Source organism: uncultured Clostridium sp. (assembly GCF_937920395.1).
GTDB lineage: Bacteria > Bacillota > Clostridia > Clostridiales > Clostridiaceae > Clostridium_AD.
Window position 1 is genome coordinate 1 of record NZ_CALEVF010000205.1, and the last position, 25,896, is coordinate 25,896.

General features: G+C 29.5%; 25 protein-coding genes and 1 pseudogene. 23 read left to right on the forward strand and 3 right to left on the reverse strand.

What is annotated here, in order from left to right; genetic code table 11:
• Positions 1-56: 56 nt before the first annotated feature.
• From Q0649_RS12735 to Q0649_RS12795, 13 genes and pseudogenes are all read left to right on the forward strand, one after another.
• Positions 57-263, forward strand: coding sequence for a hypothetical protein (locus Q0649_RS12735; protein WP_298842480.1), 207 nt, complete (start codon positions 57-59; stop codon positions 261-263).
• Positions 264-461: 198 nt separating this feature from the next.
• Positions 462-668, forward strand: a pseudogene (locus Q0649_RS12740) (zinc ribbon domain-containing protein YjdM); the annotation flags it as partial.
• A gap of 41 nt (positions 669-709) precedes the next feature.
• Entirely contained in the window at positions 710-1,654 is a 945-nt protein-coding gene (locus Q0649_RS12745) for a ribonuclease Z (protein ID WP_298842483.1), read from the forward strand.
• Between the two features lie 222 nt (positions 1,655-1,876).
• On the forward strand, positions 1,877-2,533 hold the full coding sequence (locus Q0649_RS12750; RefSeq protein ID WP_298842486.1) for a DUF975 family protein: 657 nt from the start codon (positions 1,877-1,879) through the stop codon (positions 2,531-2,533).
• 164 nt (positions 2,534-2,697) lie between these two features.
• Positions 2,698-2,952 carry a hypothetical protein gene (locus Q0649_RS12755; protein WP_298842488.1) on the forward strand — a complete coding sequence of 85 codons (255 nt, stop codon included), beginning with the start codon at positions 2,698-2,700 and terminating at the stop codon, positions 2,950-2,952.
• Positions 2,953-3,101: 149 nt separating this feature from the next.
• Entirely contained in the window at positions 3,102-3,596 is a 495-nt protein-coding gene (locus tag Q0649_RS12760) for a GNAT family N-acetyltransferase (RefSeq protein WP_298842490.1), read from the forward strand.
• Positions 3,597-3,787: 191 nt separating this feature from the next.
• Positions 3,788-4,921, forward strand: coding sequence for an ArgE/DapE family deacylase (locus tag Q0649_RS12765; protein ID WP_298842546.1), 1,134 nt, complete (start codon positions 3,788-3,790; stop codon positions 4,919-4,921).
• 205 nt (positions 4,922-5,126) lie between these two features.
• On the forward strand, positions 5,127-5,693 hold the full coding sequence (locus Q0649_RS12770) for a DUF5317 family protein (RefSeq protein ID WP_298842492.1): 567 nt from the start codon (positions 5,127-5,129) through the stop codon (positions 5,691-5,693).
• A gap of 118 nt (positions 5,694-5,811) precedes the next feature.
• Entirely contained in the window at positions 5,812-6,294 is a 483-nt protein-coding gene (locus tag Q0649_RS12775) for a hypothetical protein (protein ID WP_298842495.1), read from the forward strand.
• Complete coding sequence (locus Q0649_RS12780; protein WP_298842498.1) at positions 6,278-6,931, forward strand: accessory gene regulator ArgB-like protein; 654 nt, start codon at positions 6,278-6,280, stop codon at positions 6,929-6,931. The genes Q0649_RS12775 and Q0649_RS12780 overlap by 17 nt, the downstream gene beginning before the upstream one ends.
• A 6-nt stretch (positions 6,932-6,937) precedes the next feature.
• Positions 6,938-7,072, forward strand: a complete 135-nt coding sequence (locus Q0649_RS12785; protein ID WP_298842501.1) for a cyclic lactone autoinducer peptide — start codon at positions 6,938-6,940, stop codon at positions 7,070-7,072.
• Between the two features lie 77 nt (positions 7,073-7,149).
• Positions 7,150-8,865, forward strand: coding sequence for a diguanylate cyclase (locus Q0649_RS12790; protein ID WP_298842504.1), 1,716 nt, complete (start codon positions 7,150-7,152; stop codon positions 8,863-8,865).
• Positions 8,866-9,069: 204 nt separating this feature from the next.
• On the forward strand, positions 9,070-10,236 hold the full coding sequence (locus tag Q0649_RS12795; protein ID WP_298842507.1) for an AI-2E family transporter: 1,167 nt from the start codon (positions 9,070-9,072) through the stop codon (positions 10,234-10,236).
• A gap of 114 nt (positions 10,237-10,350) precedes the next feature.
• On the opposite strand, the gene Q0649_RS12800 is transcribed toward Q0649_RS12795, so the two are convergent.
• A complete protein-coding gene (locus Q0649_RS12800; RefSeq protein WP_298842510.1) occupies positions 10,351-11,040 on the reverse strand; it encodes a ferric reductase-like transmembrane domain-containing protein in 690 nt (229 codons plus the stop codon).
• Between the two features lie 286 nt (positions 11,041-11,326).
• Between Q0649_RS12800 and Q0649_RS12805 the strand changes: the two genes are divergently transcribed.
• The 4 genes from Q0649_RS12805 (at position 11,327) to Q0649_RS12820 (ending at position 15,743) form a co-directional block, all read left to right on the forward strand.
• Positions 11,327-11,527 (forward strand): NAD(P)H-dependent oxidoreductase, encoded by a 201-nt coding sequence (locus Q0649_RS12805; RefSeq protein WP_298842513.1) that lies wholly within the window; start codon positions 11,327-11,329, stop codon positions 11,525-11,527.
• A gap of 128 nt (positions 11,528-11,655) precedes the next feature.
• Positions 11,656-12,210 carry an N-acyl amino acid synthase FeeM domain-containing protein gene (locus Q0649_RS12810; protein ID WP_298842516.1) on the forward strand — a complete coding sequence of 185 codons (555 nt, stop codon included), beginning with the start codon at positions 11,656-11,658 and terminating at the stop codon, positions 12,208-12,210.
• Positions 12,211-12,234: 24 nt separating this feature from the next.
• The gene (locus tag Q0649_RS12815) at positions 12,235-13,050 is read left to right on the forward strand and encodes a ThiF family adenylyltransferase (protein WP_298842519.1); all 816 of its coding nucleotides are present in this window, start codon (positions 12,235-12,237) and stop codon (positions 13,048-13,050) included.
• Between the two features lie 239 nt (positions 13,051-13,289).
• Positions 13,290-15,743 (forward strand): EAL domain-containing protein, encoded by a 2,454-nt coding sequence (locus tag Q0649_RS12820; protein WP_298842522.1) that lies wholly within the window; start codon positions 13,290-13,292, stop codon positions 15,741-15,743.
• Between the two features lie 57 nt (positions 15,744-15,800).
• Here Q0649_RS12820 and Q0649_RS12825 read toward each other — a convergent pair whose 3' ends face one another.
• A complete protein-coding gene (locus Q0649_RS12825) occupies positions 15,801-18,113 on the reverse strand; it encodes a family 65 glycosyl hydrolase domain-containing protein (RefSeq protein ID WP_298842524.1) in 2,313 nt (770 codons plus the stop codon).
• Positions 18,114-18,137: 24 nt separating this feature from the next.
• Positions 18,138-18,806 (reverse strand): beta-phosphoglucomutase, encoded by a 669-nt coding sequence (pgmB, locus tag Q0649_RS12830; RefSeq protein WP_298842527.1) that lies wholly within the window; start codon positions 18,804-18,806, stop codon positions 18,138-18,140.
• A gap of 258 nt (positions 18,807-19,064) precedes the next feature.
• Here pgmB and Q0649_RS12835 point away from each other — a divergent pair, with 258 nt between their 5' ends.
• The 6 genes from Q0649_RS12835 (at position 19,065) to gpmA (ending at position 25,717) form a co-directional block, all read left to right on the forward strand.
• Entirely contained in the window at positions 19,065-20,069 is a 1,005-nt protein-coding gene (locus Q0649_RS12835) for a LacI family DNA-binding transcriptional regulator (RefSeq protein WP_298842529.1), read from the forward strand.
• 140 nt (positions 20,070-20,209) lie between these two features.
• Positions 20,210-21,511 (forward strand): alpha-amylase family glycosyl hydrolase, encoded by a 1,302-nt coding sequence (locus Q0649_RS12840; RefSeq protein ID WP_298842532.1) that lies wholly within the window; start codon positions 20,210-20,212, stop codon positions 21,509-21,511.
• Positions 21,512-21,623: 112 nt separating this feature from the next.
• Entirely contained in the window at positions 21,624-22,898 is a 1,275-nt protein-coding gene (locus Q0649_RS12845; protein ID WP_298842535.1) for a maltose ABC transporter substrate-binding protein, read from the forward strand.
• A 57-nt stretch (positions 22,899-22,955) separates the two neighbouring features.
• Positions 22,956-23,885 carry a carbohydrate ABC transporter permease gene (locus Q0649_RS12850; RefSeq protein WP_298842537.1) on the forward strand — a complete coding sequence of 310 codons (930 nt, stop codon included), beginning with the start codon at positions 22,956-22,958 and terminating at the stop codon, positions 23,883-23,885.
• 11 nt (positions 23,886-23,896) lie between these two features.
• Positions 23,897-24,760, forward strand: a complete 864-nt coding sequence (locus Q0649_RS12855; RefSeq protein ID WP_298842540.1) for a sugar ABC transporter permease — start codon at positions 23,897-23,899, stop codon at positions 24,758-24,760.
• A 225-nt stretch (positions 24,761-24,985) separates the two neighbouring features.
• The gene (gene gpmA, locus Q0649_RS12860) at positions 24,986-25,717 is read left to right on the forward strand and encodes a 2,3-diphosphoglycerate-dependent phosphoglycerate mutase (RefSeq protein ID WP_298842543.1); all 732 of its coding nucleotides are present in this window, start codon (positions 24,986-24,988) and stop codon (positions 25,715-25,717) included.
• Positions 25,718-25,896: the final 179 nt, after the last annotated feature.

The window sequence follows — 25,896 nt, forward strand, 5'->3', positions numbered from 1 at the left end:
TATATTAAGTTAATGGCATTATAATATAGAATAATTATTAAAGGAGATGTTTTTTTATGAGTCAAAATAAAACCATAGCAGAGAATAATCAAAACATTATACCTAATGGTGAAAATAATCTGAGCAAAAATATGACCATAAAACAAAAGGAGCAAAGCCTTGTTGCTAATAGTTTAGAAAGTAAAAATGCTAACAATGGATATAAGGTTAATGGGAATGCTAGCGTCCAAGCTGCAAAGGAAGGGACTAGGAACAAAAACTAGATTAATTGGAAATATTTAAATTTGAAAACACAGTAGATAAATATTTTCTCTACTGTGTTTTTATATATTTGTGGATAGTATAAGACTATGATAATATATAAACGAATAACGAAACTCTCTATATTTTTATAAAATTCAAAGCTAAAATATTATATTTATAAAGTTGTAACAATGAGATTAATAAGAAACTATATACTAGATACAATAACGAATGGAAATGTATTAATCAATGGTGATTCTGTAACACTAATTAAAGAACTTAAAGTCAAGGGAAGTCCAACAGCTTTAAAAAAAGGTACAAAAGTAAAAAATATTCGATTAGTTGATGGAGATCATAATATTGATTGTAAAATTGATGGGTTTGGAGCTATGGAATTAAAATCTGAATTTGTTAAAAAAATATAGATAAAGTCATTAATATTGCAGCTCCGAAGGAGATGAGTTAATTGGTTGATTTAGCACTTCTAGGATGTGGAGGAGGGATGCCAATTCCCGAAAGATATTTATCTTCACTTCTCATAAGTTATAAAGGAAGAAAGATATTAATGGATTGTGGAGAAGGAACTCAGGTATCTATGAAAATACTTGGGTGGGGGTTTAAGACAATAGATATAATTTGTTTAACTCATGGACATGCAGATCATATTGCTGGATTACCTGGTTTACTTTTAACAATTGGTAACAGTGGTAGAACAGAGCCTATTACTATAATTGGGCCTATTGGTATTACGAACATTGTAAATGGGTTAAGGGTTATAGCCCCTTATCTTCCTTATGAAATTAATATCTTAGAGAATCCACAAGAACTTGTGAAGATAAAAGCTTCATTAAATAGTAGTAAAACTTCAGTAGATGAATTTAATGATTTAATAATTTCAACACTGGAACTTGAGCATTCAACTAATTGTTTAGGTTATAGTTTCTATTTTAATAGAAAACCAAAATTTGATGTTAAAAGTGCAACTAAAAATGAAATACCAAAGGAATTTTGGAATAGGCTTCAAAAAAATGAGATTATAATAAACAATGGGAAAACATATTTGCCAAAGTTGGTCTTAGGAGCTGAAAGAGTGGGAATAAAGATTAGTTTTATAACAGATACAAGACCAATTTCTAAAATAAAAACATTTATTAAGGGAAGTGACTTGTTCATATGTGAAGGTACATATGGTGATGAAAATGATATTGAAAAGGCTATACGGAATAAACATATGACCTTTAGCGAGGCAGCGAAGCTTGCTGTGGATGGCGAAGTAAAAGAACTTTTATTAACACATTTTAGCCCTTCAATGCTTACCCCAGCGGAGTATAAGGATAGAGCAGAATTGGTTTTTGAAAATACTATTATTGGCACGGATAGAAAAACACAGACTCTTTCATTTAAAGATTAAAATAAGTACTAAAAGCCATTATTCGTAGGAGTAGTGGCTTTTGATATTTCCTAGGAAATTAAAAGGATAATTGTAGAATGAAAGTGATAAAGATTTAAGCAGTAAAATCAACTATTTAGGATTATTTAGCATAATATATGAATAGTATTATTATAGGCTAATAATAGTAATAGACTCGCAAATTAAGCGATATTAGTTAGAGTAATAAGGGAGGGTAAAAACATGCCACAACAAAGTAGTGATTTAAAACGTAGGGCAAAGCTGCAGTTACAAGGGAAATGGCTTCAAGCTGGTATTGTGTGTTTTATCGCTTGGTTAGTTACAATGACATTTTCAGATGGAAATGTAGTACATTCCGTTCAAAATGTTTGGCAGAATGGAGAATCAATTAGAGTTCCAATTATGGAATCATCCAATGGCTATGGTAGTTTATTAAGTTTCGTTTTATCGGGGCCAATAACACTTGGCGTAGCAGCTTATTTTCTTAAGCTTACAAGGAATGAAGGGCCAACTATAGAAAATATGTTTGGTGGATTTAAATTTTTTATAAAATCATTTGTTCTAAATATTATTATTAACCTTTTCACAATTTTATGGTCTTTACTTCTTATAATTCCAGGAATTATTGCTTCATTAGGATATTCAATGTCATACTATATTATGATGGATAACCCTGATTTAAGCGCTTTGGATGTTTTAAATCGAAGTAAACTAATGATGTCTGGCTTCAAATTTAAACTGTTTAGTTTATGGTGTAGCTTTATAGGTTGGTTCTTTTTAGGAATATTAACATTAGGTATAGGCTTTTTATGGATTAATCCTTACTATGAGACGGCTAAAGTTAATTTTTATCAGGATATAAGATTTAATATAATCTAGAGTGTATTTGCTATTTAAAATCATCTCATAGGTGATTGCTTTTTCTGAATATAAAATTTGTCTATGCTCTAAACAAAAAAATATAAGAATAATATTCACTCCTTTGTAGAATATTATATGTAATATTTTTAAAATATTACTTTAGGCTTTAGGGAGGAATAAGAATGTCAAAGAAAAATAAAGTTTATGAAATTACAATTAGTGAAGATGGTCTAGAAAACTATAAAGGTCAAGATATTAGTGCAAAAGATATTGCTTATGACTTAGGAATTGATAGTGTAATGACTGATTTTGAATGGGATGAGGATATAAAAAAAGGTGTAATTCTTACTGGCAGGATTTTAGACAGTATATCGGTAGAAGATGCTTTTGAGGAATTAGAAAGCGCTGAATATATTGAAAATGTAGTGGAAAGTTAAAAAGTTTATGCTAATTTATTAGAATGTATTGATATAATGAAAGAGAGTGGTTGTAAAAACAACTTGATAAATTTTCAAGTTGTTTTTTGTAGTATAGCATTTATTAAACAAAGTGATATAAAATTAATGGTTATGAGGGGCGAAGTATAATGATGATTAAAATTAGACAAGCAGTCACTGAAGATTTAGATGCAATAACAAAAGTGGAGGCAAGTTGTTTTCCAGAAGCTGAAGCAGCTACAAAAATATCTTTAGAAGAACGGATTAAGACGTTCTCAGAAAGCTTTTTTGTAGCAGAAGTGGATGAAAAAATTATTGGGTTTGTAAATGGTTGTGTTATTAATGGAACAGTTATTTATGATCAACTCTACGAGAATGCTAAATTACATAACCAAAATGGAGATTATCAGACAATTTTTGGACTTGATGTAGTATCAGAGTATCGAAACCAAGGAATTGCAGCACAGCTTATGAATTATATGATAGAAGCATCAAAAGTAGCAGGTCGTAAAGGTGTTATTTTAACATGTAAGGAGAGACTTATTCATTATTATTCAAAGTTTGGGTATAAAAATATGGGCGTATCTGAATCCGTACATGGTGGTGCAAAATGGTATGATATGACTTTACTAATAATCCATTAGACAAAACAGATTGGAAAACAAAGCTTTAACATATAAATGAATTATCAATTTAATCTCTTATTTTCAATAATTAAGAGCATTTCTACCTATTATTGAATATAATATAATCTTTAGGGAATGTAAATATAAGAGGTAGTAAAAAGTTTATATATAAGCAATGTTATGAGGAGTGATTACAAATTAAAGAGGCGATTGATTTTCTAAAAGATCTTTTAAAAATTAACAGTACCAATCCACCTGGCAATGAAATACTGGTAGCCATGGCTATTGCAAAGAAGTTAAGGGAAAGTGGTATTGAATCCACAATACAATCGGTTGGTCACAATCGTGCTAATTTAGTGGCTAGGTTAAAAGGAGTAGGGAATAAAAAAAGTTTGGTTTTTTGTGGCCATATGGATACTGTGTCAGTGGGAGAAATTCCATGGGAACATGAACCATTTGGGGCAGAAGAAATTGATGGTCGAATTTATGGACGTGGGTCCGCTGACATGAAGGGTGGGCTAGCTGCTTTAATTATGGCTATGATTGAAGTCTCTAGATCGGGAATAACACTTGAAGGAGATCTAATTTTTGCAGCGACTGCAGGTGAAGAGGTTGATTGTATAGGTGCAAACACTATGGTAGCAGATGGAAGCTTAAGCGATGCTGGAGCTATGATTATTGCTGAACCAAGTGGTGGAGAAATTTTTGTTACCCACAAAGGTGCTTTGTGGTTAGAGGTAATTTCATATGGGAAAACTGCTCATGGGTCAATGCCTGAGCATGGAATTAACGCAATTGATAACATGAACTATTTTATCAATGCTTTGCATGATAAGTTTAAATTTAAATATAAAGAGGATAGTTTACTTGGAGGTCCAACTTTAAATATTGCTACTATTTCTGGTGGTGTTCAAGTCAATGTAGTACCCGATATGTGTAAATTACAAATTGATATTCGTACTGTTCCAGGTCAAGATCATCAGGAAATATTATCAGATATTAAATTAATATTATCAGAAATCGAGGCAGACTCTAACGCTAAATTTGATGTTAAAGTTATTAATGATAAGGTGGCATTAAAAAACAAATCTGATGATCAATTTATTAAGTTAACACTAGATACCGCCACAGAAGTTTCGAAAAGTGAATATAAAGCCAAAGGGGTAACTTATTGCACAGATGCATCCATATTTGTTCCAAGTTTTAATAATAATTTATCAGTTATTATTTGTGGACCTGGAGAAGAAACGCAAGCACACAAACCAAACGAATACGTAGAAACAAGTAAATATATTGATTCTATTAGATTATATAAGGAAATAGCATTACGATATTTGAAATAAAGAAAAAAGCATATAAAATTATAAAATACCTAGCATGTCATATACAATATTAAAAACATTGTAATGGTATCGCTGGGTATTATTTGTTTTTTTTATGAAATATAATTATTTTTGTAAAAAGGTAGAAAAATATGCTAAAAATTAGTATAATCAAAATAGAAATAAAGTATATTAAATGTTAAAATTCTGAATGTGAGGAATATTTATGATAGAAACAATATTTTTAGCACTTATTTTTGCAAAAGTAAAAGGTTACAAAATAAAACCACTATTTAAGACATGGGCAATATACCCTGTATTAACATTTGTATTAATGTATGTGATTTTAGAGGTTATGATATTTAATGGTAATTACACATTAATAAAGTTCACTAGTACTTTTCATTATTTTTATCTTTTAACATTTATAATTTTGATTATTAAATATAAACTTAATATGAGCGCAATTATAGGTTCAATATTTATAATTATTGGAAGTGTCCTAAATAAAATTGTAATAGCTGCTAATAATGGGAAAATGCCAGTATTTCCAACTTTATCATACTTAACTGGTTATGCAAAACCAGATTCTTTTATGATGGTTAAAGATATACATATTTTGGGAAGTTCAGCTACTAAATTAAAGTTCTTAACAGATATATTTGATGTAGGGTATTGTGTTATGAGTATTGGAGATATATGTATAAGAGTTTTTGCTTTTATTATTATATTTAGTACTATAAAGGTTATCAATAAAACAACGATAATAAAGGATGAAGCCTTGAATGAATAATATATAGTGTTAATCGAATTTTACAAAACAAACAAATCATATTTTGTAAAATTAATTATATTATTGATAATATATACAAGTCATTCATGAGAAGTTTGTTAGAGGAGAATGAAGTATATTGAAATTAACATTGTTAGAAGTGTTTTTAAGAAGTTTACCCGAGGAGTTTTTAATAATTTTTGCTGTTTATGCATTTTCGAAAACTGCTATTAATGTAAAAAAATATATAATATCAAGTACACTTTTTCTAATGGCAGTTTATCTAATAAGGTTATTGCCAATTCAATATGGGGTACATACTATTCTAAATGTTATAGTTATTATTATATTAACAGTTAATATAAACAAAATAAGTATAATTAAATCTATACAAGCAAGCATTATGACAATGATTCTGGAATTTGTTTGTGAAGGAATTAATATGTTTATGATTCAGTATGTATTTAAAGTAAAGATTGCGAAACTATTAAATAATCCTTTATTAAAAATATTATATGGTTTTCCATCATTATTGATTTTAGCGGTTATAGTATTCACTTATTACTCATACTTAGCTAGAAGAAAAAAGCTAAAGGAGGTAATAAATGGAGAAATTATCTAATAATATTGCTAATAAAGTAGCATCAGAATTATCACTTAATAATGATAATAAAGAAGTAATTGCATATGGGTCTTTTGCTATAATGCAGATGCTTTTTTCTATAATTCTTGTATTTATATTTGGAATGATATTTCATGTAGCATTAGAAGCTTTAATAATTTCATTCACGGGTAGTATGCTCAGAAAATATTCAGGTGGTGTTCATGCAAGTTCACCAGGAAATTGTAATTTTATTGGTATAGTTGTATGTGTAGGACAAGCAATGTTAGTCTCATTTTTAATAAGTCCACTGGTTAATTTAAAATTAATTATAATACTAGGAGTTGTTATATTCATATGGTCCTATTATATAATTTTTAAATTAGCTCCAGTGGATAGTGTTGCAAAACCTATAGTAAAAGTAGAAAAAAGAAATCGGATGAAAAAAGGATCTATAATACTTTTAAGTGTTTATTTAGTTATAACAGTGTTTTTTATATTGTTATATATAAGTAATGGCGAAAAGAAACTTCTTTTTTATGCCTTATGTTTATATTTAGGTATATTGTGGCAAACTTTTACGCTTACAACTCCAGGACACTTATTAGTAGGTAATGTAGATAACTTTTTAAATCATATAACTAAGAAAAGGAGGTAAAATAAAATGAAATTTTTTAAAAAGAATTTATTCGCTTTAATTGCAGTAGCTACTACTATCGCTGCAACTTCCGTAGCATCGTCAGCGTGCTTCTGGTCTTTTTATCAGCCAGAAGAACCAAAATGTTTAAGAGAAAAATAATAAGACAATAAAATAATAAGGTCAGTTTTACTGGCCTTATTATTTTATTATAATGAATTTGATGAGGTAGTGATATTATGGGTGATTTAGAAAAGGCTAAACAGAAAAAAATTTGGGAAATAGTATCAATAATAAAATTAGCTTCTCTATTATTTTCAGGAATAGTATTTTTAAGATATTTTTTTTATGGTAGTGATTTAACAAAAAATATTGAGAAAACCTATTATAATCTTTTTTCGTACTTTGGTGGTATATTAATATTAGTGTTTATATTATTGTTAGTATATTTTTTATGGTCATTTTCAATTGTTAAAAAAATAAATGTAAATTATAAGAAACAAGTAAAAACTTGTGAAAATTTTATGTTCGTTTTAATTTTTATGGTTGCTATATTTTATTCAGGTAAAAATGCAAGTGATTATAAATTTATATTTTTATTTATTATAATAGCAGCTACTATAGAGCAAGGGATGAAACAAGGAATGCTTGTGGCATGTATTTCTTCAGCTTTCATATTGGGTTTAGACCTTATCATGGGGTCAACTAATTCACAGGTTAATCAATTTTTTGAGAATGATTTAATTTTAGCTGGAGTTTTTATACTTACAGCATGGCCGCTAGGATTTTATGTGAGAATTGAAGATGAACATATAAAAAAGCTTGAGGGATTAGCTAATGAGGATGGACTTACAGGGCTTTATAATCATAGATTTTTTTATGATGCTTTAGAAGGAATAATGAAAACAAGTGAAAAAGAGAATAATTTAGTCTCAATGATTTTAATCGATATAGATTATTTTAAAATTTATAATGATGTAAATGGACATCAAATGGGTGATGAAGTACTTAAATCAGTTGGTTCTATATTAAAAAATAATTTTAGAAAAGATGATGTAGTTGCAAGATATGGGGGAGAAGAATTTGCAATTGTCCTTCCAAATACTTCAGAGGAAGATGCAATTAAACTTGCTGAAAGATTAAGAATAAAGGTAGAAAAAACCTACTTTAGTGGTGAAGAAAATCAGCCTAATGGTAATTTGACTGTCTCAATAGGAACATCAATTTATCCAAGTAAAGCAAAAAATGCTGTTGAACTTTTTAAAAGTGCGGATGATGCACTATATAGGGCTAAGTTTTTTGATAAAAATAGAGTTGAAAGTTATACTTCTATATTGGAAGAATTAAAAATTGATACAGAAGATGAACATATAGATATTATTACATCGATAAAAACGCTAATAAGTGTTATTAATGCTAAGGACAAATATACATATGGTCATGTGGAAAGGGTAGTTATATATAGCAGGTTACTAGCTGATAAACTTGAACTAAATGAAAAAAATAAAAAAGAATTAGTATATGGTGCTTATATGCATGATATTGGAAAAATAAATATTCCAAAGGAAATATTAAATAAAAATATGCCATTAACTCCAAATGAATGGGAAATAATGAAACAACATTCAGTAAATGGAGTAGAAATTATAAAATCTGTTGAATCACTTAAAGAAATTGCTCCTTTAATATTACATCATCATGAAAGGTATGACGGTAATGGATACCCAGATAATTTAAAAGGAAAAGATATACCTTACCTTGTGAGAATGTTAACGGTGGTTGATTGTTTTGATGCTATGACGTCTTCTAGGCCGTATAATACAAGAAAAACCTATGAACAAGCTATTGAAGAACTTAAAAAATGTAGTGGTACTCAGTTTGATAAAGAAATTACGGATTCCTTTATTGAAGTTATTAGGGAAAAGCAAAATCGGACAGGTAATATAGATGATTAGAAGATATAGAAGTATTATAAATTCAGAAAATGTGGATAACCTTATCTACAACTTCTGAATTTTGTTATTTGTTTTTATATTTGTTAATTAATTATATATTATTAAAATCTGATATTAACCTTTACCATTACTCATAAATTTATTATAATGTAAGGTAACCATAGAAAAAAATATAAAATGAAAGATAGTTAAAAGGGGAAAAAAATGAAAATAGATAAAAATTTATTAAAATACTGTCTATATGTGGCGGGGACGGTACTTTTAATTTATATGAGTATAACAATTTTTAATGATATAGGGAGTATATTTTCTTTTCTATCAAGCATAATAGGAAAAATTATTGGACTTGTAAAACCACTTCTTATGGCATTAGTAATGGTGTACTTATTGAAGCCAGGCGTGAAAACTATTGAAAATTTCTTGAAAAAGAGAAAGATATTTAAAAAAGCTGCGCCTAGAAGATTAGTGGGTATTTTAGCAATTTATTTATTAGTAATAGCCGGTATTGGGGCCCTTATTAGTGGAATATACATTATGATTGGTGGAAAGCTTTCCAATAATATAACTATAACTAATATGACAGATTATCTTACTAAATATTTAAATAATCCAACATTGTCAGTTAGTTCAATAACTAAGAAATTACAAAGCTCAAATATTTCAATGTTAGGAAATTTAAATGATAAAATAACTCAAGTTGTAGGTTATGTACAAACATATTTTACAACAAGTATAGGTGTAATGACAGATTCAATTTTATCTATAGGTGGTAATATAGCTTCATTTTTTATAGCTTTAGTATTGAGTGTATACCTAATACAAGATTCAGAGTATTTTGTGGAATTATGGGAAAAAATTTTTAATCTCATATTTGGGCAAAGTAAAGCGGGAAATAAATTAAAAGAAATTTTATCAATTATAAATATTACTTTTTATAAATATATAAGAGGTCAATTATTAGAGGCTTGTTTTGTAGGGATTTTATCATCTATCGTATTGTACTTTATTGGAATAGATTATGCTTTAATAATAGGAATTATTGCAGGTATTTGTAACATGATACCATATGTAGGCCCTGTTGTTGGTACTGTTCTTGCAGTAATTATTGCACTACTAAGTGGACAACCTATTAAAGCGGTATGGGCAATTGGTGGCATGATTGTAGTCCAGCAGGTGGATAATAACTTGCTTGCACCAAAAATCGTTGGAGATAGTGTAGGATTACACCCAGTATTTACTATGCTTGCAATTATAATAGGTGGAAGTGTAGGTGGACTTATAGGGATGCTAATAGCGGTACCAGTTGCTGCTTCTTTTAAAGTATTGATTAGCAAATGGTACACATACCATATGGAGAAAACTAATAACTAAATGTAATATTTAGTTATTAGTTTTATTTATTGCAGATCCACATGAGATGATCGCAGCTCCGCAGGAGATGATTGCAGCTCCGCAGGAGATGATTGCAGCTCCGCAGGAGATGATTTAACTAGCAATTTTTAATCTGGATTGTTTATCTAACTTAAAAATTGTGTAGGCACCAAATATAATTGTATAACTACTTAATTTTAACAAATCAATTTCCTTTTTACTTAATAAAATCAGTAAAATATGTATGTAGACCAAAAAGTAAAATATGTATGCTCGTTTTTGCAATTTTCGCCACTTACCATTTTGCATATTGCATCTAATTTTTTTAAATGAGGTAATAAACAATGGAATCATTATAATAAATGCGATAATTCCAACAATGATATAAGCTATATATAATGTTGGTACTATACCTGTGGTAATCATTTTGGGAAGTTTAAGTACGATGAGGCGAACTAGATAAATAAGGGCGTGTGGAATTATAAAGATTGATGAAATAATAGCGAGTTCTGATCTTATACTAAGTAGCTTTCTTGATATCTTCCATTTAGAATTTAGAGCACCTGCAAACATTACTAAAATAAATAATGCTATGGAAATATGGCCTTTTATAAATATCTTTTCTATATAAAGCGGAAATCCATCAAGCTTTGCATGGGAAGTTATCCTAAGAACCTCGTAAATGGTAGTAAAAATTCCAATAAATATGGATGCTAAATAATAGTTATTGGAATTTTTTTTAATGCTCGATGTAAAGAATAACGATAAAATTAAAACGAAAATTAAAGAATAGATAAAAATCATGTAAAAACTCCTCTGTTAACTTCTTATTTGATAATGATTATCAAAGCCATTTTACTTTATTAAATTGTTGAAGTCAATAACAAAATATGTTTTTTTATATAAAGATATTAATGTATTATAGCAACATAAAGTAATGGAATTACAAAAAGTATATAAGTTACTTTATGTAACAAACGATTAGAACATATAAAATAATAGTATTACAACAATATTAAAACGATACTAAAACGATACTAAGTAATGAAATCTAAAAAATATATTAAAGAATGAAAAGGGGAATGTAAAAATGTCAAAAATATTATATATAACTGCAAATCCAAAGACTAAAGAAAATTCATTTAGTTTAGCTGTAGGCAATGAATTTTTAGAAACTTATAAAGAAGCTAATCCATCTGATGAAATAATAACTTTAGATTTATATAAAACAGAGGTTCCATTTATTGATGGGGTAGTATTCAGTGCTTGGGAAAACTTGGAGCATATTTAAATTGTTTAGGAAATTATGATAAATTATAATGGTTTATGATGGTTTATGATGAAATCGGTTTAAAAATATTGTAAAAGTTTAGATAATATGCTAATATATATATGTTTAATAATGGGGGTTGTTAAAATATGTATACGTATAGATTAGTGGATAATATTGAAGAAAAAAAACTCATTTATAAGTTAAGATATGATATATATTGTAAGGAAAAAGGATGGTTAGATTCTTCAAATTATTTAAAAAGTTTAGAAAATGATAAATATGATAAAAGTTCAATACAATTTGGCGCTTTTGATGTTAATAATACATTGGTAGGAAGTGTAAGACTTATTTTACCACAAGATAACATGCCAATACCCATAGAGCAAGCTTTTGATATTGTTACAAATTTCAATCAGAGAAGAGTTGAAGTTTCAAGACTTGTAATACCTAAAGATAGAAGAGGCTTTGACATATTATTGGGATTAATTCGTACTATTTATGAATGGGCAATTGATCATAACATTACACATGCTTATGCAACAATAGAAAATAATTTATTGAATTATCTAGTTAGAAAATCTTATCCTTTTAAAACTATAAAAGAGGGTAAGAATTATTTTGGAGGATATACGATTCCAACTTGCTTAAGATTAGGCGATGTGGAAGATAAGGTTATATTAAATAAAATAGCTAATAGATAAAAATGTAAAAGGGGAGGAATAGTTTTGTCATATGAGCAATTCACGTTAAGGAACATAGATTATATACCAGATGAATTACAAAACAAAATCCGTAATACAACTATTCTTATAGCTGGTTGTGGTATTGGGAGTTCATTTGCGGAAGTAGCAGTTCGGTTAGGATTTGAAAGTATAATTTTAGCAGATGGTGATATAGTTAATGATCATAATTTAAATCGTCAATGCTTTGTTGCAGATGATATTGGAAAGCTTAAAGTAAAAGCATTAGCAGAAAGACTAAAAGCAATCAATCCATCTGTTAAAGTTAAAGAAATTACTGAATTTATATCTGAAAAAAATGTTACTGAAATTGTTAAAGATGCGGATATTGTTTTTGATACAATTGATTTCTTGGATCTACCGGCTATTATAGGCTTACATGACGAATGTAAAAAACAAAAAAAACATTTAATAACGGCATTGGCACTTGGTTGGGGAGCAGGATGTATATACTTTCCACCGGACGCAATATGTTCATTTAGAAAAATACTTGCATTACCGCTTGAAGGCCCGGTGGATAAATTTGGATATTCTGAGGTCTTTTCTAAATTTGTGTACAGATTAGAAGAACAATTAGATCCAACTGTATTTAAGGCAGTAAGTAAAGCTCTCATATTTATGGATGATGGAAGACCATGTCCAGCCTCACAGGTATCTCCTGGAGCTTATGCTGTAGCTTCATTTGTCGGAACACTTGTTGTACGTATTCTATCGGGGTTACCGGTTTTGTCTGCACCTAATTTATTGACAATTGATATGCAAAAATCTTTAACAAATAATGCACTAAATTTGCTAGATTAGTTTTGAATAGGTTTTATAAAATTAACATAAAAAGATCATGAGGATCACTTTTAACAAGGAACTTCAAGGTCTTTTTTTTATATTATAGACATTTAATGTGTGATTTTAGGGTCTTATTTATTTTTTGTTATTTTAAAAAGAAAAGTATAGTTAAAGTTATGTTATAATCTATAAACAAAGGTTAAAAGTGTAAGGATTAAAGTAAAAGGAAACAAGATAAACTGGAGGGAGGGCAAGGCTTGATTATTTTAACGAGTTTATATTTTTTATGTGGAATTATATACGTGATTTTAGGGATATTTACATTTTTAAATGATTCCCGAAATAAAACAAATAAGTTATTTTTCTTAACTTGCATGAATTTAGCTTTCTGGGCATTTATGTATTTTTTAATGAATTGTTCAGATAATGCAAAAAGTGCAAGCGATTTTTATCTATATTCTACCTTTTCATGGGCTACCTTCTATTGCTTATTTTTACATTTTACTATCGTTTTAACCGACGTAGATGTTTTTTCAAAAAAGTCAATTTCTTATATATTTCTTTATTGTCCAGCTTTACTTTCATTTTATTTGTATGTTTTTGAACCTGAAACTGCAACAAACTTTGTGAGATCAAGATTAGGGTGGATTTATATATCATCAAAAGACAAGGGGGTTGCTTGGACTAATTTTTATAATATATACTATTTTTCTTATATGACATTAGTTATATTATTACTTTTTATGTGGTGGAAAAATTCAGAGATAATAAGGGAGAAAAAGCAGGCAAAACTTATTTTAGTAACATCTTTTATAGCAATTATTTTAGGTGGCATCACAGATATTATAATTCCGTTATTTGTAAGACCATTTATGCCTTCTATTGGCATCATTTTAGTTGTAATACCTATAATTGGAATATGGTACTCTATTAAAAAATACAAATTAATGGATCTTAATCCTGAAAATTTTACTTTAGAGGTTTTGAAAATTATGAGTGAAGGATTAATTATTGCAAATCACGAAGGAATTATAAAAGATATTAATAAGGGGGCACTTAAACTATTAGGTTATGAAAAAAGTATGATAATTAATAAACCTATAAATTCTTTATTTGTAGATGAAATAGAATTGTCTAAATTAACAAACTGTAGTAGTTTTGAAATCGAAGTTTTCCAAAGTAACAATAATAAATTACCAATACTTTTGTCTTCTTCAGTTTTAAAGGATGAGTGGGAAGATTCCCTTGGAATTGTTTGTATTTTTCAGGATATATCAGAAATTAGATTGGTTCAGCAAAAATTAAAAAAATCGTATGCGGAGCTTGAACTTAAGGTGGGGGAGAGAACTAGTGAGTTAAGTAGTTCTAATGAAGAACTTGAGAACGAAATAATTGCGCGTATAGATATGGAATTTAAAATTAAAAAATTGGCCTATTATGATTTCTTAACTGAATTACCAAATAGAACATTATTTATTGATAGATTAAACCAGGGGATGTTTAATGCAGCTATAAGCAAAAGCTTTTTAGGGGTATTATTCCTCGATTTAGATTCTTTTAAAAGGATAAATGACACAATGGGACATGCTAAAGGCGATGAACTTCTAAAAATGGTTGCAAAGAGGTTAATTAAAATAGTAAGTGAAAATGATACTGTTTGTAGAGTCGGAGGCGACGAATTTCTTGTTTTAATTGAAAATGTAGAAAATGAAGAAGATATTAGACAAGTAGCGGAAAAAATATTAAATGATTTAAAAATATCATTTAAGATAGATAATACTGATTTATATATAACTACTAGCATCGGTGGGTCCATTTATCCGATAGATGGTAGTGATGTAGAAGCATTAATAAAAAATGCTGATATTGCAATGTATAAAGCAAAAGAAAAGGGTAGAAATAAATTTCAGCTTTGTAATGAACTTATCAAGGAAAGTTTAGTTGAAGAGATGAAGCTAACAAATAGGTTATTTGGCGCAATAGAGAGAAATGAACTAGAATTATTTTATCAACCACAAATTAGTTTAGAAACGGGTGAAATAATAGGCCTGGAAGCATTGATAAGGTGGAATAATAAAGAACTTGGAATGGTAAATCCAATAAACTTTATACATATAGCTGAAAAGACAGGCTTGATATTGCCCATAGGTGAATGGGTACTTAAAACTGCATGCAGACAAAATAAAAAATGGCAAGAAGCGGGTATTTTAAATGTACCTATAGCAGTTAATATTTCAGTAAATCAGTTCCAAAACAGAAAAATAATTGAAGATATTATTCTGATTTTAAATGAAACGGGTCTAAATCCAAAGGATTTAGAAATAGAAATAACAGAAACCATAATTATGAAGGAAACTGAGTATATTATCGAATCTTTAAAAAAGTTAAAACAAATGGATGTAAAAATTGCAATAGATGATTTTGGTACAGAATACTCTTCTTTAAATTATATTAAACAATTACCTGTAGATAAAATAAAAATAGATATTTCATTTGTTAGAGGTATAAATATAAATCATAAAGATGAAGCAATAATTAAGGTTATAATTGCATTAGCTAAAAATTTAGAATTAAAGGTAATTGCTGAAGGGGTAGAGACAAAGGAGCAGATAGAATTTTTGAGAAAGGAAGGGTGCGATGAAATACAAGGTTATTACTATTATAAACCAATGCCTGCAAAGCAAATAGAAGAGATAATGAAGAAGGTATAGCAAAGTTTTGCTATACCTTCTTCCAATTAAATTTGTTTTGTGTAAAATGATTTATACCTATGGTAGTTTAACTTCTAATAGGTCATTTCCATTTAAATAATAATCATTTTCATATACTAATAAATCTACAGGTGTTTCGTTCTCGTTTTGTATTTTGAGGGATTCTTTAGTAAATTTAACATTTAAAAGTGCACCTCTAAACATTATTTTGAAGGAACATGAGCACCAATGGTCTGGAATTATTGGGTTTAAAATTAACTTGTTATTAATAACTCGAAGCCCACCAAAACCGTGTACTACTGCCATCCAAGTTCCAGCCATACTAGTTGTATGACAGCCATCTTTTGTATCATTATTATAGTTATCAAGGTCAAGTCTAGATGCCCTTAAATACATATCATATGCTTTTTCATGATTCCCGATTTTAGCAGCGAGTATTGTATGAATACAAGGGGACAAGGATGACTCATGTACAGTTCTTGGTTCATAGAAATTGAAATTTTTTTTAATTGTAGGTACGTCATATTCTTGTTCAAACAAATAAATACCTTGAAGTACATCAGCTTGTTTTATAAAGCAAGAGCGAAGTATCCTATCCCATGACCAGTTTTGATTTATTGGGATATCTTTTTCATCTAGATCTTTAACTAATATTTGTTCTTTATCCATGTAGCCATCTTGTTGAAGAAAAATGCCAAGCTCTTCATCACGAGGATAGTACATATTGTTAATGATATTTTCCCAATTAATTATCTCATCATCCTTAAAATTAAGTTTTAATTTTATTTCATTTAATCTTTTACTTTCATTATCAGTTAGATAATTTATAACTTTAAGTGTATATGCAAGAGTCCAACAAGCAATTTTATTAGTATACCAATTATTATTAACATTATTTTCATATTCATTAGGCCCAGTAACACCTAAAATCACGTATTTGTTTTTGCAAGTTGAAAAAGTAGCTCTTTGAGCCCAGAATCTTGATATAGCTATAAGTACCTCAAGACTAAATTCACCAAGGCAAGACTTGTCACCAGTGTAGTTTACGTAATTATATGTAGCATAAGCTATGGCTCCATTTCTATGAATTTCTTCAAAGGTTATTTCCCACTCGTTATGGCATTCTTCACCATTCATTGTAACCATTGGAAATAGTGCTGCCCCATTATTAAAACCTAATTTTTCTCCATTTTCTATGGCTTTATCTAATTGGTTGTATCTATATAATAAAAGATTCCTCGAAACTTTTTCATTTGCTGTACTTAAATAGAATGGAATGCAATAAGCTTCAGTATCCCAGTAGGTGCCACCGCCATATTTTTCACCAGTGAAACCTTTTGGTCCTATGTTTAGTCTATAATCATCTCCCGTATAGGTTTGATTTAATTGAAATATATTAAAGCGAATACCTTGTTGAGCAGATACATCCCCTTCAATAACTATATCGCTTTGTTTCCATTTTTCACTCCAAGCCTTAGATTGTTCAGCTAGAAGCATCTCAAATCCATCATTTTTAGCTTTGATTGAAAGTTCTCTGGTTATTTTAATTAATTCTGGTATTTCATAATATCTAGATGATGTATTTGCAATATACTTATAAATTACAAGTTCATCATTTTTATAACAATCTATTGAAATAGTATTTGCAACATATTTTTCGCTTTCATCAAGTGTTACAAGTGCCGGTTTAATTACTTCGTTATTTTTAGTTAGTTCGAAGGCCATACTTGTGCATATGTGGAAATCTAATTTCTTAGTTTTTAACATCATATATGCTTCATATGGTTTAACATCTTTTGAAATTTCATCCCAAAACGTCTCATCGTAGTTAGAATCAAAGTTCATAACGTTTCCATCAAGGTAAGGGGAAACTTCTATTTTGCCACTGAAATTTAATAACTTAATGGAATACTTTATAGCACCTATCTCACTACGGGTCATGCTTATAAATCTTTTAGCATTTACTTCAATTTCGTTTCCATTTTTAAGTGTAGCTACAAAACGTCTTTCCAGATATCCTTCTTTCATATTCAAAACTCTTTCAAATTCACGAATACTACATTTAGCAAGATCTAAAATAACATGATTGATTTTAAGACTTATTCCAATCCAATTTGTTGAGTTTAAAACCTTAGCAAAATATTCTGGATAGCCATTTTTCCACCAACCAACTCTTGTTTTATCAGGATAGTAAACTCCTGCTATATAGTTTCCACGAAGAGTGTTACCACTATAATCTTCTTCAAAATTTGCTCTTTGTCCCATATACCCATTACCTAAGCTAAAAATACTCTCAGATATTTCGTTATTATCAGAATCAAAACCTTTTTCAATAATGTTCCATTCGTCAAGTTCATAATAGTTCTTCATTAAAATCCTCCATTGTTAATCATTTTATAGTCCTAATTTATCAAGAGTCATATTAGAAAATCCAGGAAAGACTAAATTTGCTTTTTTTAGTGTATTTTCGAAGCCTATACCAATGCAGTACATTCCGGCATTAATTGCAGCGTCGATACCAGCCTGGGCATCTTCAAAAACAATACACTCACAAGGTGGTATGTTTAGTTCCAAAGCACCCTTCAAGAAAACTTCAGGATCTGGTTTTGCACTAGAAACTTTTGTGCCATCAATTATAGCATCAAAATAATCCGTCAATTTTAAGTTATTAAGAATAAGCATAGAATTTTTACTTGCAGATCCTAAGGCCATTTTTAACCTGCCTGCTTTAATACTTTTTATAAAGTCTATAACCCCAGGTAAAATATCAGAGGGGGTTAGCTTAGAAATGTATTCCACATACCAGATATTCTTTTTATCTGCTAGTTTAATTTTTGCATCGTCATTTAATGTAAGACCACCTATCTCGAGAAGGATGTCTAGGGACTTCATTCTACTTACACCTTTTAATCTCTCATTGTCTTCTATAGAAAACTCAATGTTTAATTCTTGTGCTAGTCTCTTCCATGCTAAATAATGATATTTAGCGGTATCAACTAATACGCCATCTAAATCGAATATAATTGCTTTAATGTTATGCATATAACTCTCTATGTTTTTCATATAGCTCTCCTTTAATTTTACTTTAACAACATCTATATTTATATAATAATATAAAATCATACATTTGTGAATGCGTTTGCACAAAATAATTAAATTTATTTTTTATGAACGTCTTTATTACTGTAATATGCATAAAGCATCGTACTACTCGGTTTTTTTTAAAATGTGGCACTAGTTGCATAAGTAATCTTGATTAATAGCAAAATTAATAATATAATAAGTTTATTATATTTTAATGAATTGGGAAGTGAAGTTAACATGTCAGTAACTATAAAAGATGTAGCGAAGATTGCAAATGTATCACCATCTACGGTTTCAAGAGTACTTGCAGATAATCCTAGAATTAGTGATGAAACAAAACAAAGAGTCTACAAAGCAATGAAAAAAATAGATTATCATCCTAACGCAATAGCTAGGAGCTTAGTTAGTAAAATAACAAAGACTATAGGCCTTATATTACCTAACACTGATGAAGATTTATTTGTTAATCCTTTTTTCATACAGATAATGAGAGGAATAAGTCATTATGCTCAGAAAAAAGGATATTATATTATGTATACTTACAGTAACAATGAAGATCAAGAAGTAGAGCAAATAGCAAGTTTGATAAATAGTAGGAGAGTTGACGGAATTATTTTGGCTGTAGCTCGAAAGGATGATAAATGTATTGCCTATCTTAAAGAAGTAGACTACCCTTTTGTAGTAATAGGAAAACCAGAAAATGCGGACGGGGTTTTATGGGTTGATAATGATAATTTTCATGCTATGTATAGTGTTGTTAATTATCTTATACAAAATGGTGAGAGAAAAATTGCTTTTATAGGTGGTTCACCTACACTTAATGTAACTATAAATAGATTAGAAGGTTACAAGAGAGCTATGGAAAATATCGGTGAGAAGTTGGATGAAAACATGGTTCAAGTAGCTGAATTTACAGAAAATAGTGGGTATGATGCTATGAAAAGAATTTTAAGTAAAGATAGCCCTACAGCTGTTGTTACAACTGATGATTTAATAGCTTTTGGTGCATCAAAAGCTATAAGTGAGGTGTCAAAGCATCATATTTCAATTATAGGCTTTAATAATACACCGATTGCGGAATTTCGAAATCCAACATTATCTTCAGTAGATATTAATTCTGAAGAATTAGGATATTATGCAGTTAAGTTATTAATAAACAAATTAGAAAATGAGAAGGAAGATATAAATAATTATATTATTGATACAAAATTAGTCGAAAGAGATTCAACCCAAAAGCTCTAGCTACCTAGAGCTTTTTTTATACCGTTTTTTAATAAAAAAACTTGATATTTACAGTATAAATGTTATAAGATAGATTATACTTTTATTATCGAATGCATCCGTTTGAATAAAGTTTATAATAATAAAAAGGGGGCTTTATTATGGCAAGTAACACAAATGTGTCTTTGAGGAACGTGGTTATGTACTGCGTATATGTCAGAAATCATGGAGTTAATGGAAATTTTAAAGATGTTGAAGAGGATTTAGAAAGAATTAAATGTTTAGGGACAGATATTATATGGTTTATGCCTATTCATCCTATTGGAACTAAAAATAGAAAAGGTAATCTTGGATGTCCTTATGCAATAAAAGATTATAGGGAAATAAACCCTGAGTACGGCACTTTAGAAGATTTTAAAAGATTACTTAATAAGATACATTCGCTAGGAATGAAAAGCATAATAGATGTAGTTTACAACCATACTTCGCCAGATTCTACTCTTGTAGAAAATCATAAATCTTTTTTTTATAAAAAGGCAGATGGAAACCTCGGAAACAAGGTAGGAGATTGGTCAGATATAGTGGATCTTGATTATAATAATAAAGATTTATGGGATTACCAAATTGAAACCTTAAAATATTGGATAACCCTTGGGGTAGATGGTTTTAGGTGTGATGTAGCTTCACTTGTACCATTAGGATTTTGGTTAAGTGCAAGAGAAGAGGTAGCAAAGATAAATAAAAATACAATATGGCTATCAGAGAGTGTAGATCCAAGCTTTTTACTTAGCATGAGAAAAAATGGTTTTGTAGGTCTATCTGACAGTGAAATATACCAGGCTTTTGATATAGCATATGATTATGATGTAAACAAAGAGTATTTAGGATATTTTAGTGGACAGAATTCATTAAAGGAATATATAGATAGAGTGTCCATTCAAGAGTCAATATATCCAGATAATTATGTTAAGTTAAGGTTTTTAGAGAATCATGATCAGCCTAGGGCTAAGAGCCTTATCCATGATGAAGAGACTTTAAAGATTTGGACAGGCTTTTTGTATTTCCAAAAGGGATGTACACTTTTATATGCAGGACAGGAGGCGCAAGCGGTTACCACACCAAGTCTTTTTGACACTGATAAGATTAACTGGGATGGAATAAAGGAAGATTTTGTAGAGTTATTGAAAACACTTGGAGTTATAAAGAAGAAAGAGATTATGGCAAAGGGTTATTATGAAATCTGCACCTGTGATGATAAAGATGTTATTTTAGCGTCTTATTTGATGAAAAATAAAAAGCTTATTGGAATATTTAATGTAGGGAAGGAGCAAGGCGAGATAAACTTAGACGTAGCTGATGGTGAATATATTAATATTATTGATGGTACATTGGTTGAAGTTATGCAAGGTAAATTAAGCCTAAAAAATAAAATTATAATTTTTGAAATACAGTTTGACAAGTAAAGAAATTAATAGTAAACTGATTTTAGGCAAACGGTTGCATAAGTTAATAAACGTTTTCAAAATAATCATTAAAAGATTTTAGAATTTCTAAATTATTTAGGGGGGTAAAGAAATGAAAAAGATTAAATCAATTTTGGCTATTGCAATGATATCAACAATGGTAGTAGGAACACTTGCGGGGTGTGGTAGTAAGGCAGCTGTTAAATCAACTCCGGCAGTAGATTCAAGTAAACCAGTAAGTTTAGCTTTTTGGGAACAGGATGATGCGACCGCACAAAAGACACTTGATAAATCAATTACTGATTTTCACACTGCAAACCCTACTATAACAGTAAAAAGAACACATTATGAGACTGAAGATTTAAGAAAGAATTTTTCAACGGCGTCATTAGGTACAACAGGACCAGATATTGTATTATCACCAAATGATAACCTTGGAGTATTTGTTCCAGGTAGTTTAGTACAACCTATTGATACTATTGTTGGAGCAGATTTTATGAAAACTTTAGATCAAAAAACATTAGAAGCTGGTAAGTTTACAGGAAAACAATATATGATTCCAGATAGAAATGGTAATGAAGTTTTAATTTCTTACAATAAAAAACTAGTTCCAACTCCACCTAAAACTTTTGAGGAATTAGAAGCAATGGGATTAAAACTTAAAAAAGAAGGTAAAGTTGATTATGGCTTAGTATTTAACGAAGTTGAACCATTTTTCTCAATTGGATTCTTAGGGGCTTTTGGTGGTAAGGTATTTGATGATGTTAATGCGACTTCACCTAAACCAACATTAAATACTCCAGCTGTTACTCAGTGGATGACTTTTATGAAAAAAATACACAGTGAGGGTCTAATTGCTAAAGAATCTGATGCAACAGTTGCTGATAACTTATTTAAAGGTGGAAAAGCTGCATTTATAATTAACGGACCATGGGGTTTTGCAGATTATAAAAAAGCTGGAATTGATTTAGGTATAATGTCAATTCCAACAATAAATGGTAAATCACCAGCACCTTATTCTGCTGTTAAAGGATATACAGTATCTGCAGGAGTAAAGGATGCAAATAAAATAGCTGCAGTTAAAAAATTCTTATTGTTTGTAAACTCAAAAGATGCACAGTTAAAGATGGTTGATGCACATCAACAACTTCCAACTAATCTTGAGGCTATAAAAGATGCTAAGATTACTGAAAACCCATTAATAGTAGGACAAAAAGATCAATTGTCTAAAGCAACACCAATGCCAAATATCACACAAATGAGAGCTATTTGGGATGCGATTAAACCAGTTCAGCAAGATGTATTGTCAGGAAAAACAAAACCTGAGGATGCAGGAGCAATTATGCAAAAGAAAGCTGAGGAAGGAATAAAAGCTTTAGGACTATAGAATGTATTTATAAAAGGGGAGAAATCCCCTTTTTATTTTAAAGAAAGGAGTCTTGACATGAATGGGACTGTTAAAAAATTAAAAAAGAAAAAAGGTAATGATGGTTTAGGTATAGGACAAGGTAAGATGACACCGTTCTTTTTTTTAGCACCAGCGGTTATAGTTTTAGTACTGGTTGTTGCTTATCCACTTATATATGAAATTATAATTTCATTTAAAAATGTAACTTTACTGAATTTAAAAAGTCAGATTTATCCTTGGATTGGTCTTGATAATTATAAAAATGTACTTGGAGAAAGCCTGTTTTATACTACATTAATAAGAACAATATTATGGACGGCTATTAATGTATTTTTTCATGTTGCATTTGGATTGTTTTTTGCAGTACTTTTAAATAGAAAATTACCAGGTAAAGCATTTATAAGAGTATTGCTAATTCTACCTTGGGCAATACCACAATATGTTGCTGCAATGACTTGGAAAGGTATGTTTAATGTTGAATACGGTTCTGTAAATATTATTTTAACACATATTTTTGGTAATGCGGCAGCTATTCCATGGTTATCAGTACCAAACTGGACATTTGTAGGTTGTATTATAACTAATATATGGCTTGGAATTCCTTTTATGATGATGATATCACTTGGTGGGCTTTCAAGTATTCCAGATGAATTATATGAAGCTGCAGATTTGGATGGGGCAACGGGTATTCAAAAGTTCAAAAGCATAACTTTACCACTTTTAAAACCAATACTCACTCCTGCTATAGTACTTGGAACAGTATGGACATTTAATATGGTTAATGTAATATACATAATTACGAGTGGCTCAGCTTCAGATGAGTCTCAGATTCTAATAACTATGGTGTTTAAGAGGGCGTTCCAATATTTCAGATATGGTCAATCAGCAGCACTCTCGGTAATTATATTCTTGATTTTATTAGCATTTAGTACCTTCTTTGTTAGAGCTCAAAAATCAGAAGATTAGAGGTGAAAGGCATGAAAAGTAATAAATTTAAAGAAAAGTTTGGCAAAGGAGATTCTCCTTTGAAAATAACACTAATATATGCAGTATTAATAATTGCATGTATATGCTCCGTATATCCAATCTTAACTATAGTAACAGTATCATTAAGACCGGCAGATGCATTATTTACAAAATCTTTAAGTATAATTCCAGCGAATGCAACATTTGATAACTTCAAGCAAGCGTTTATACAATATGATATGTTAAATTGGCTTATTCATAGTTTAATTGTTTCAGGTGTTGCTTGTATTTTTAGTGTAATGCTTTCAGTTACAGCTGGATATGCATTTTCTAGATTTAAATTTAGAGGTAAACAAATGGGATTATCTTTGCTATTAGTAACTCAGATGTTTCCATTAGCTATGACCTTGTTGCCTTTATATTTAATGGTAATTAAGTTAAATATGACAAATAGTTATATTGCATTGGCAGTAATATACGTATCTACATCAATTCCATTTAACATTTGGATGATGAAAGGATTCTATGATACCATTCCAAAATCACTTGAGGAGAGTGCTTTTGTAGATGGGGCTTCAGTATTTAGATCTTTTTATCAGATAATATTACCACTTGCAAAGCCATCTGTTGCATTAACAGCATTATTCTCATTTATGGGAGCTTGGTCAGAGTATATAGTTGCAAGTGTTATTATAAACGATGCGGGAAAATTAACGCTACCCGTTGGGCTTGTAAGTATGCAAGGACAATTCAATACTGCATGGGGTATATATTCTGCAGGAGCCTTAATTACAGCTGTACCTGTAATGATATTATTTATTTGTTTGTCTAAATACCTTGTTGGTGGGCTTACAGTAGGTAGTGTTAAAGGTTAGTATATAAATATTCAAAATATGTGAGCTAAAAGTATGGCATTTCTTTAATGTCAAAACTTTTAGCTTGTTTTTTTAATATTTTACATTTTTTAGTGTAAAGTCATAAGCAAGTGGTGTTATAATAAGCATAATCGATTATGTTACATTTAAAGTAAAACTAAGCAATAAGATGGAGTTTATCATAGGTTGATAATAAAAATTTTAATTAAGTAGGGAGTGATTATTTTGATTAAGCTTGTATTAATAAGACATGGTGAAAGTGTTTGGAACAAAGAAAATAGGTTTACTGGTTGGACAGATGTAGATTTATCAGAGAATGGATTAATTGAAGCAAGAAAGGCTGGCCAAATACTTAAGGCTAATGGGTATGTTTTTGATATCGCATATACTTCTGTATTAAAAAGGGCAATTAGAACACTTTGGATTGTTTTGCATGAGATGGATTTAATGTGGATTCCTGTATATAAGTCATGGAAACTAAATGAAAGACATTATGGAGCACTTCAAGGATTAAATAAGGCTGATACTGCCAAAAAATATGGAGATGAACAAGTTCATAAGTGGAGAAGATACGTAGATGTAAGACCACCAGAACTTTCGGTTACAGATGAAAGGTACCCTGGTTCGGAGCTTAAATATAAAGAATTAAGACAAGATGAAATTCCTGCAACTGAAAGTTTAGAGGATACTATAAAGAGGGTTATGGTAGAATGGTTTCAAGAGATAGTACCTCAAATAGAAATCGGTAAAAAGCTAATAATTTCTGCACATGGAAATACTCTAAGAGCTTTAGTGAAATATCTTGATAATATATCTAGCGATAATATAGTAAGTTTGAATATACCTACTGGAGTACCGCTAGTATATGAATTAGATGATAATCTAAAGCCAATTCGTCACTATTATTTAGGAATGGACGGCGAATTACCTGAAGAAAAAATATCTAAAAATTTATAAAATAACCACGATACCTCTTACCATTATTTTACTTTGAAAATAAGAGTTTTTTTGGTAAAATTAAAGGTATTATAATAACTTCATAGTATGGGAACTTTATTTTGGGAGTCACATGTTTTTGAAGATTAGACCAGCTAGTTAAAGTCAACTATTTATTTTAAAATTGTTTATAGTTATTT

What these genes read in the sequence shown, in the direction of transcription:
- Q0649_RS12850 (WP_298842537.1), top strand. Translation starts at nt 22,956, where the DNA reads ATGAATGGGACTGTTAAAAAATTAAAAAAGAAAAAAGGTAATGATGGT.
- Q0649_RS12810 (WP_298842516.1), top strand. Translation starts at nt 11,656, where the DNA reads ATGTATACGTATAGATTAGTGGATAATATTGAAGAAAAAAAACTCATT.
- Q0649_RS12845 (WP_298842535.1), top strand. Translation starts at nt 21,624, where the DNA reads ATGAAAAAGATTAAATCAATTTTGGCTATTGCAATGATATCAACAATG.
- Q0649_RS12750 (WP_298842486.1), top strand. Translation starts at nt 1,877, where the DNA reads ATGCCACAACAAAGTAGTGATTTAAAACGTAGGGCAAAGCTGCAGTTA.
- Q0649_RS12795 (WP_298842507.1), top strand. Translation starts at nt 9,070, where the DNA reads ATGAAAATAGATAAAAATTTATTAAAATACTGTCTATATGTGGCGGGG.
- Q0649_RS12835 (WP_298842529.1), top strand. Translation starts at nt 19,065, where the DNA reads ATGTCAGTAACTATAAAAGATGTAGCGAAGATTGCAAATGTATCACCA.
- Q0649_RS12805 (WP_298842513.1), top strand. Translation starts at nt 11,327, where the DNA reads ATGTCAAAAATATTATATATAACTGCAAATCCAAAGACTAAAGAAAAT.
- Q0649_RS12735 (WP_298842480.1), top strand. Translation starts at nt 57, where the DNA reads ATGAGTCAAAATAAAACCATAGCAGAGAATAATCAAAACATTATACCT.
- Q0649_RS12770 (WP_298842492.1), top strand. Translation starts at nt 5,127, where the DNA reads ATGATAGAAACAATATTTTTAGCACTTATTTTTGCAAAAGTAAAAGGT.
- Q0649_RS12760 (WP_298842490.1), top strand. Translation starts at nt 3,102, where the DNA reads ATGATGATTAAAATTAGACAAGCAGTCACTGAAGATTTAGATGCAATA.
- Q0649_RS12780 (WP_298842498.1), top strand. Translation starts at nt 6,278, where the DNA reads ATGGAGAAATTATCTAATAATATTGCTAATAAAGTAGCATCAGAATTA.
- Q0649_RS12785 (WP_298842501.1), top strand. Translation starts at nt 6,938, where the DNA reads ATGAAATTTTTTAAAAAGAATTTATTCGCTTTAATTGCAGTAGCTACT.
- Q0649_RS12800 (WP_298842510.1), bottom strand. Translation starts at nt 11,040, where the DNA reads ATGATTTTTATCTATTCTTTAATTTTCGTTTTAATTTTATCGTTATTC.
- Q0649_RS12790 (WP_298842504.1), top strand. Translation starts at nt 7,150, where the DNA reads ATGGGTGATTTAGAAAAGGCTAAACAGAAAAAAATTTGGGAAATAGTA.
- Q0649_RS12840 (WP_298842532.1), top strand. Translation starts at nt 20,210, where the DNA reads ATGGCAAGTAACACAAATGTGTCTTTGAGGAACGTGGTTATGTACTGC.
- Q0649_RS12855 (WP_298842540.1), top strand. Translation starts at nt 23,897, where the DNA reads ATGAAAAGTAATAAATTTAAAGAAAAGTTTGGCAAAGGAGATTCTCCT.
- Q0649_RS12825 (WP_298842524.1), bottom strand. Translation starts at nt 18,113, where the DNA reads ATGAAGAACTATTATGAACTTGACGAATGGAACATTATTGAAAAAGGT.
- pgmB (WP_298842527.1), bottom strand. Translation starts at nt 18,806, where the DNA reads ATGAAAAACATAGAGAGTTATATGCATAACATTAAAGCAATTATATTC.
- Q0649_RS12755 (WP_298842488.1), top strand. Translation starts at nt 2,698, where the DNA reads ATGTCAAAGAAAAATAAAGTTTATGAAATTACAATTAGTGAAGATGGT.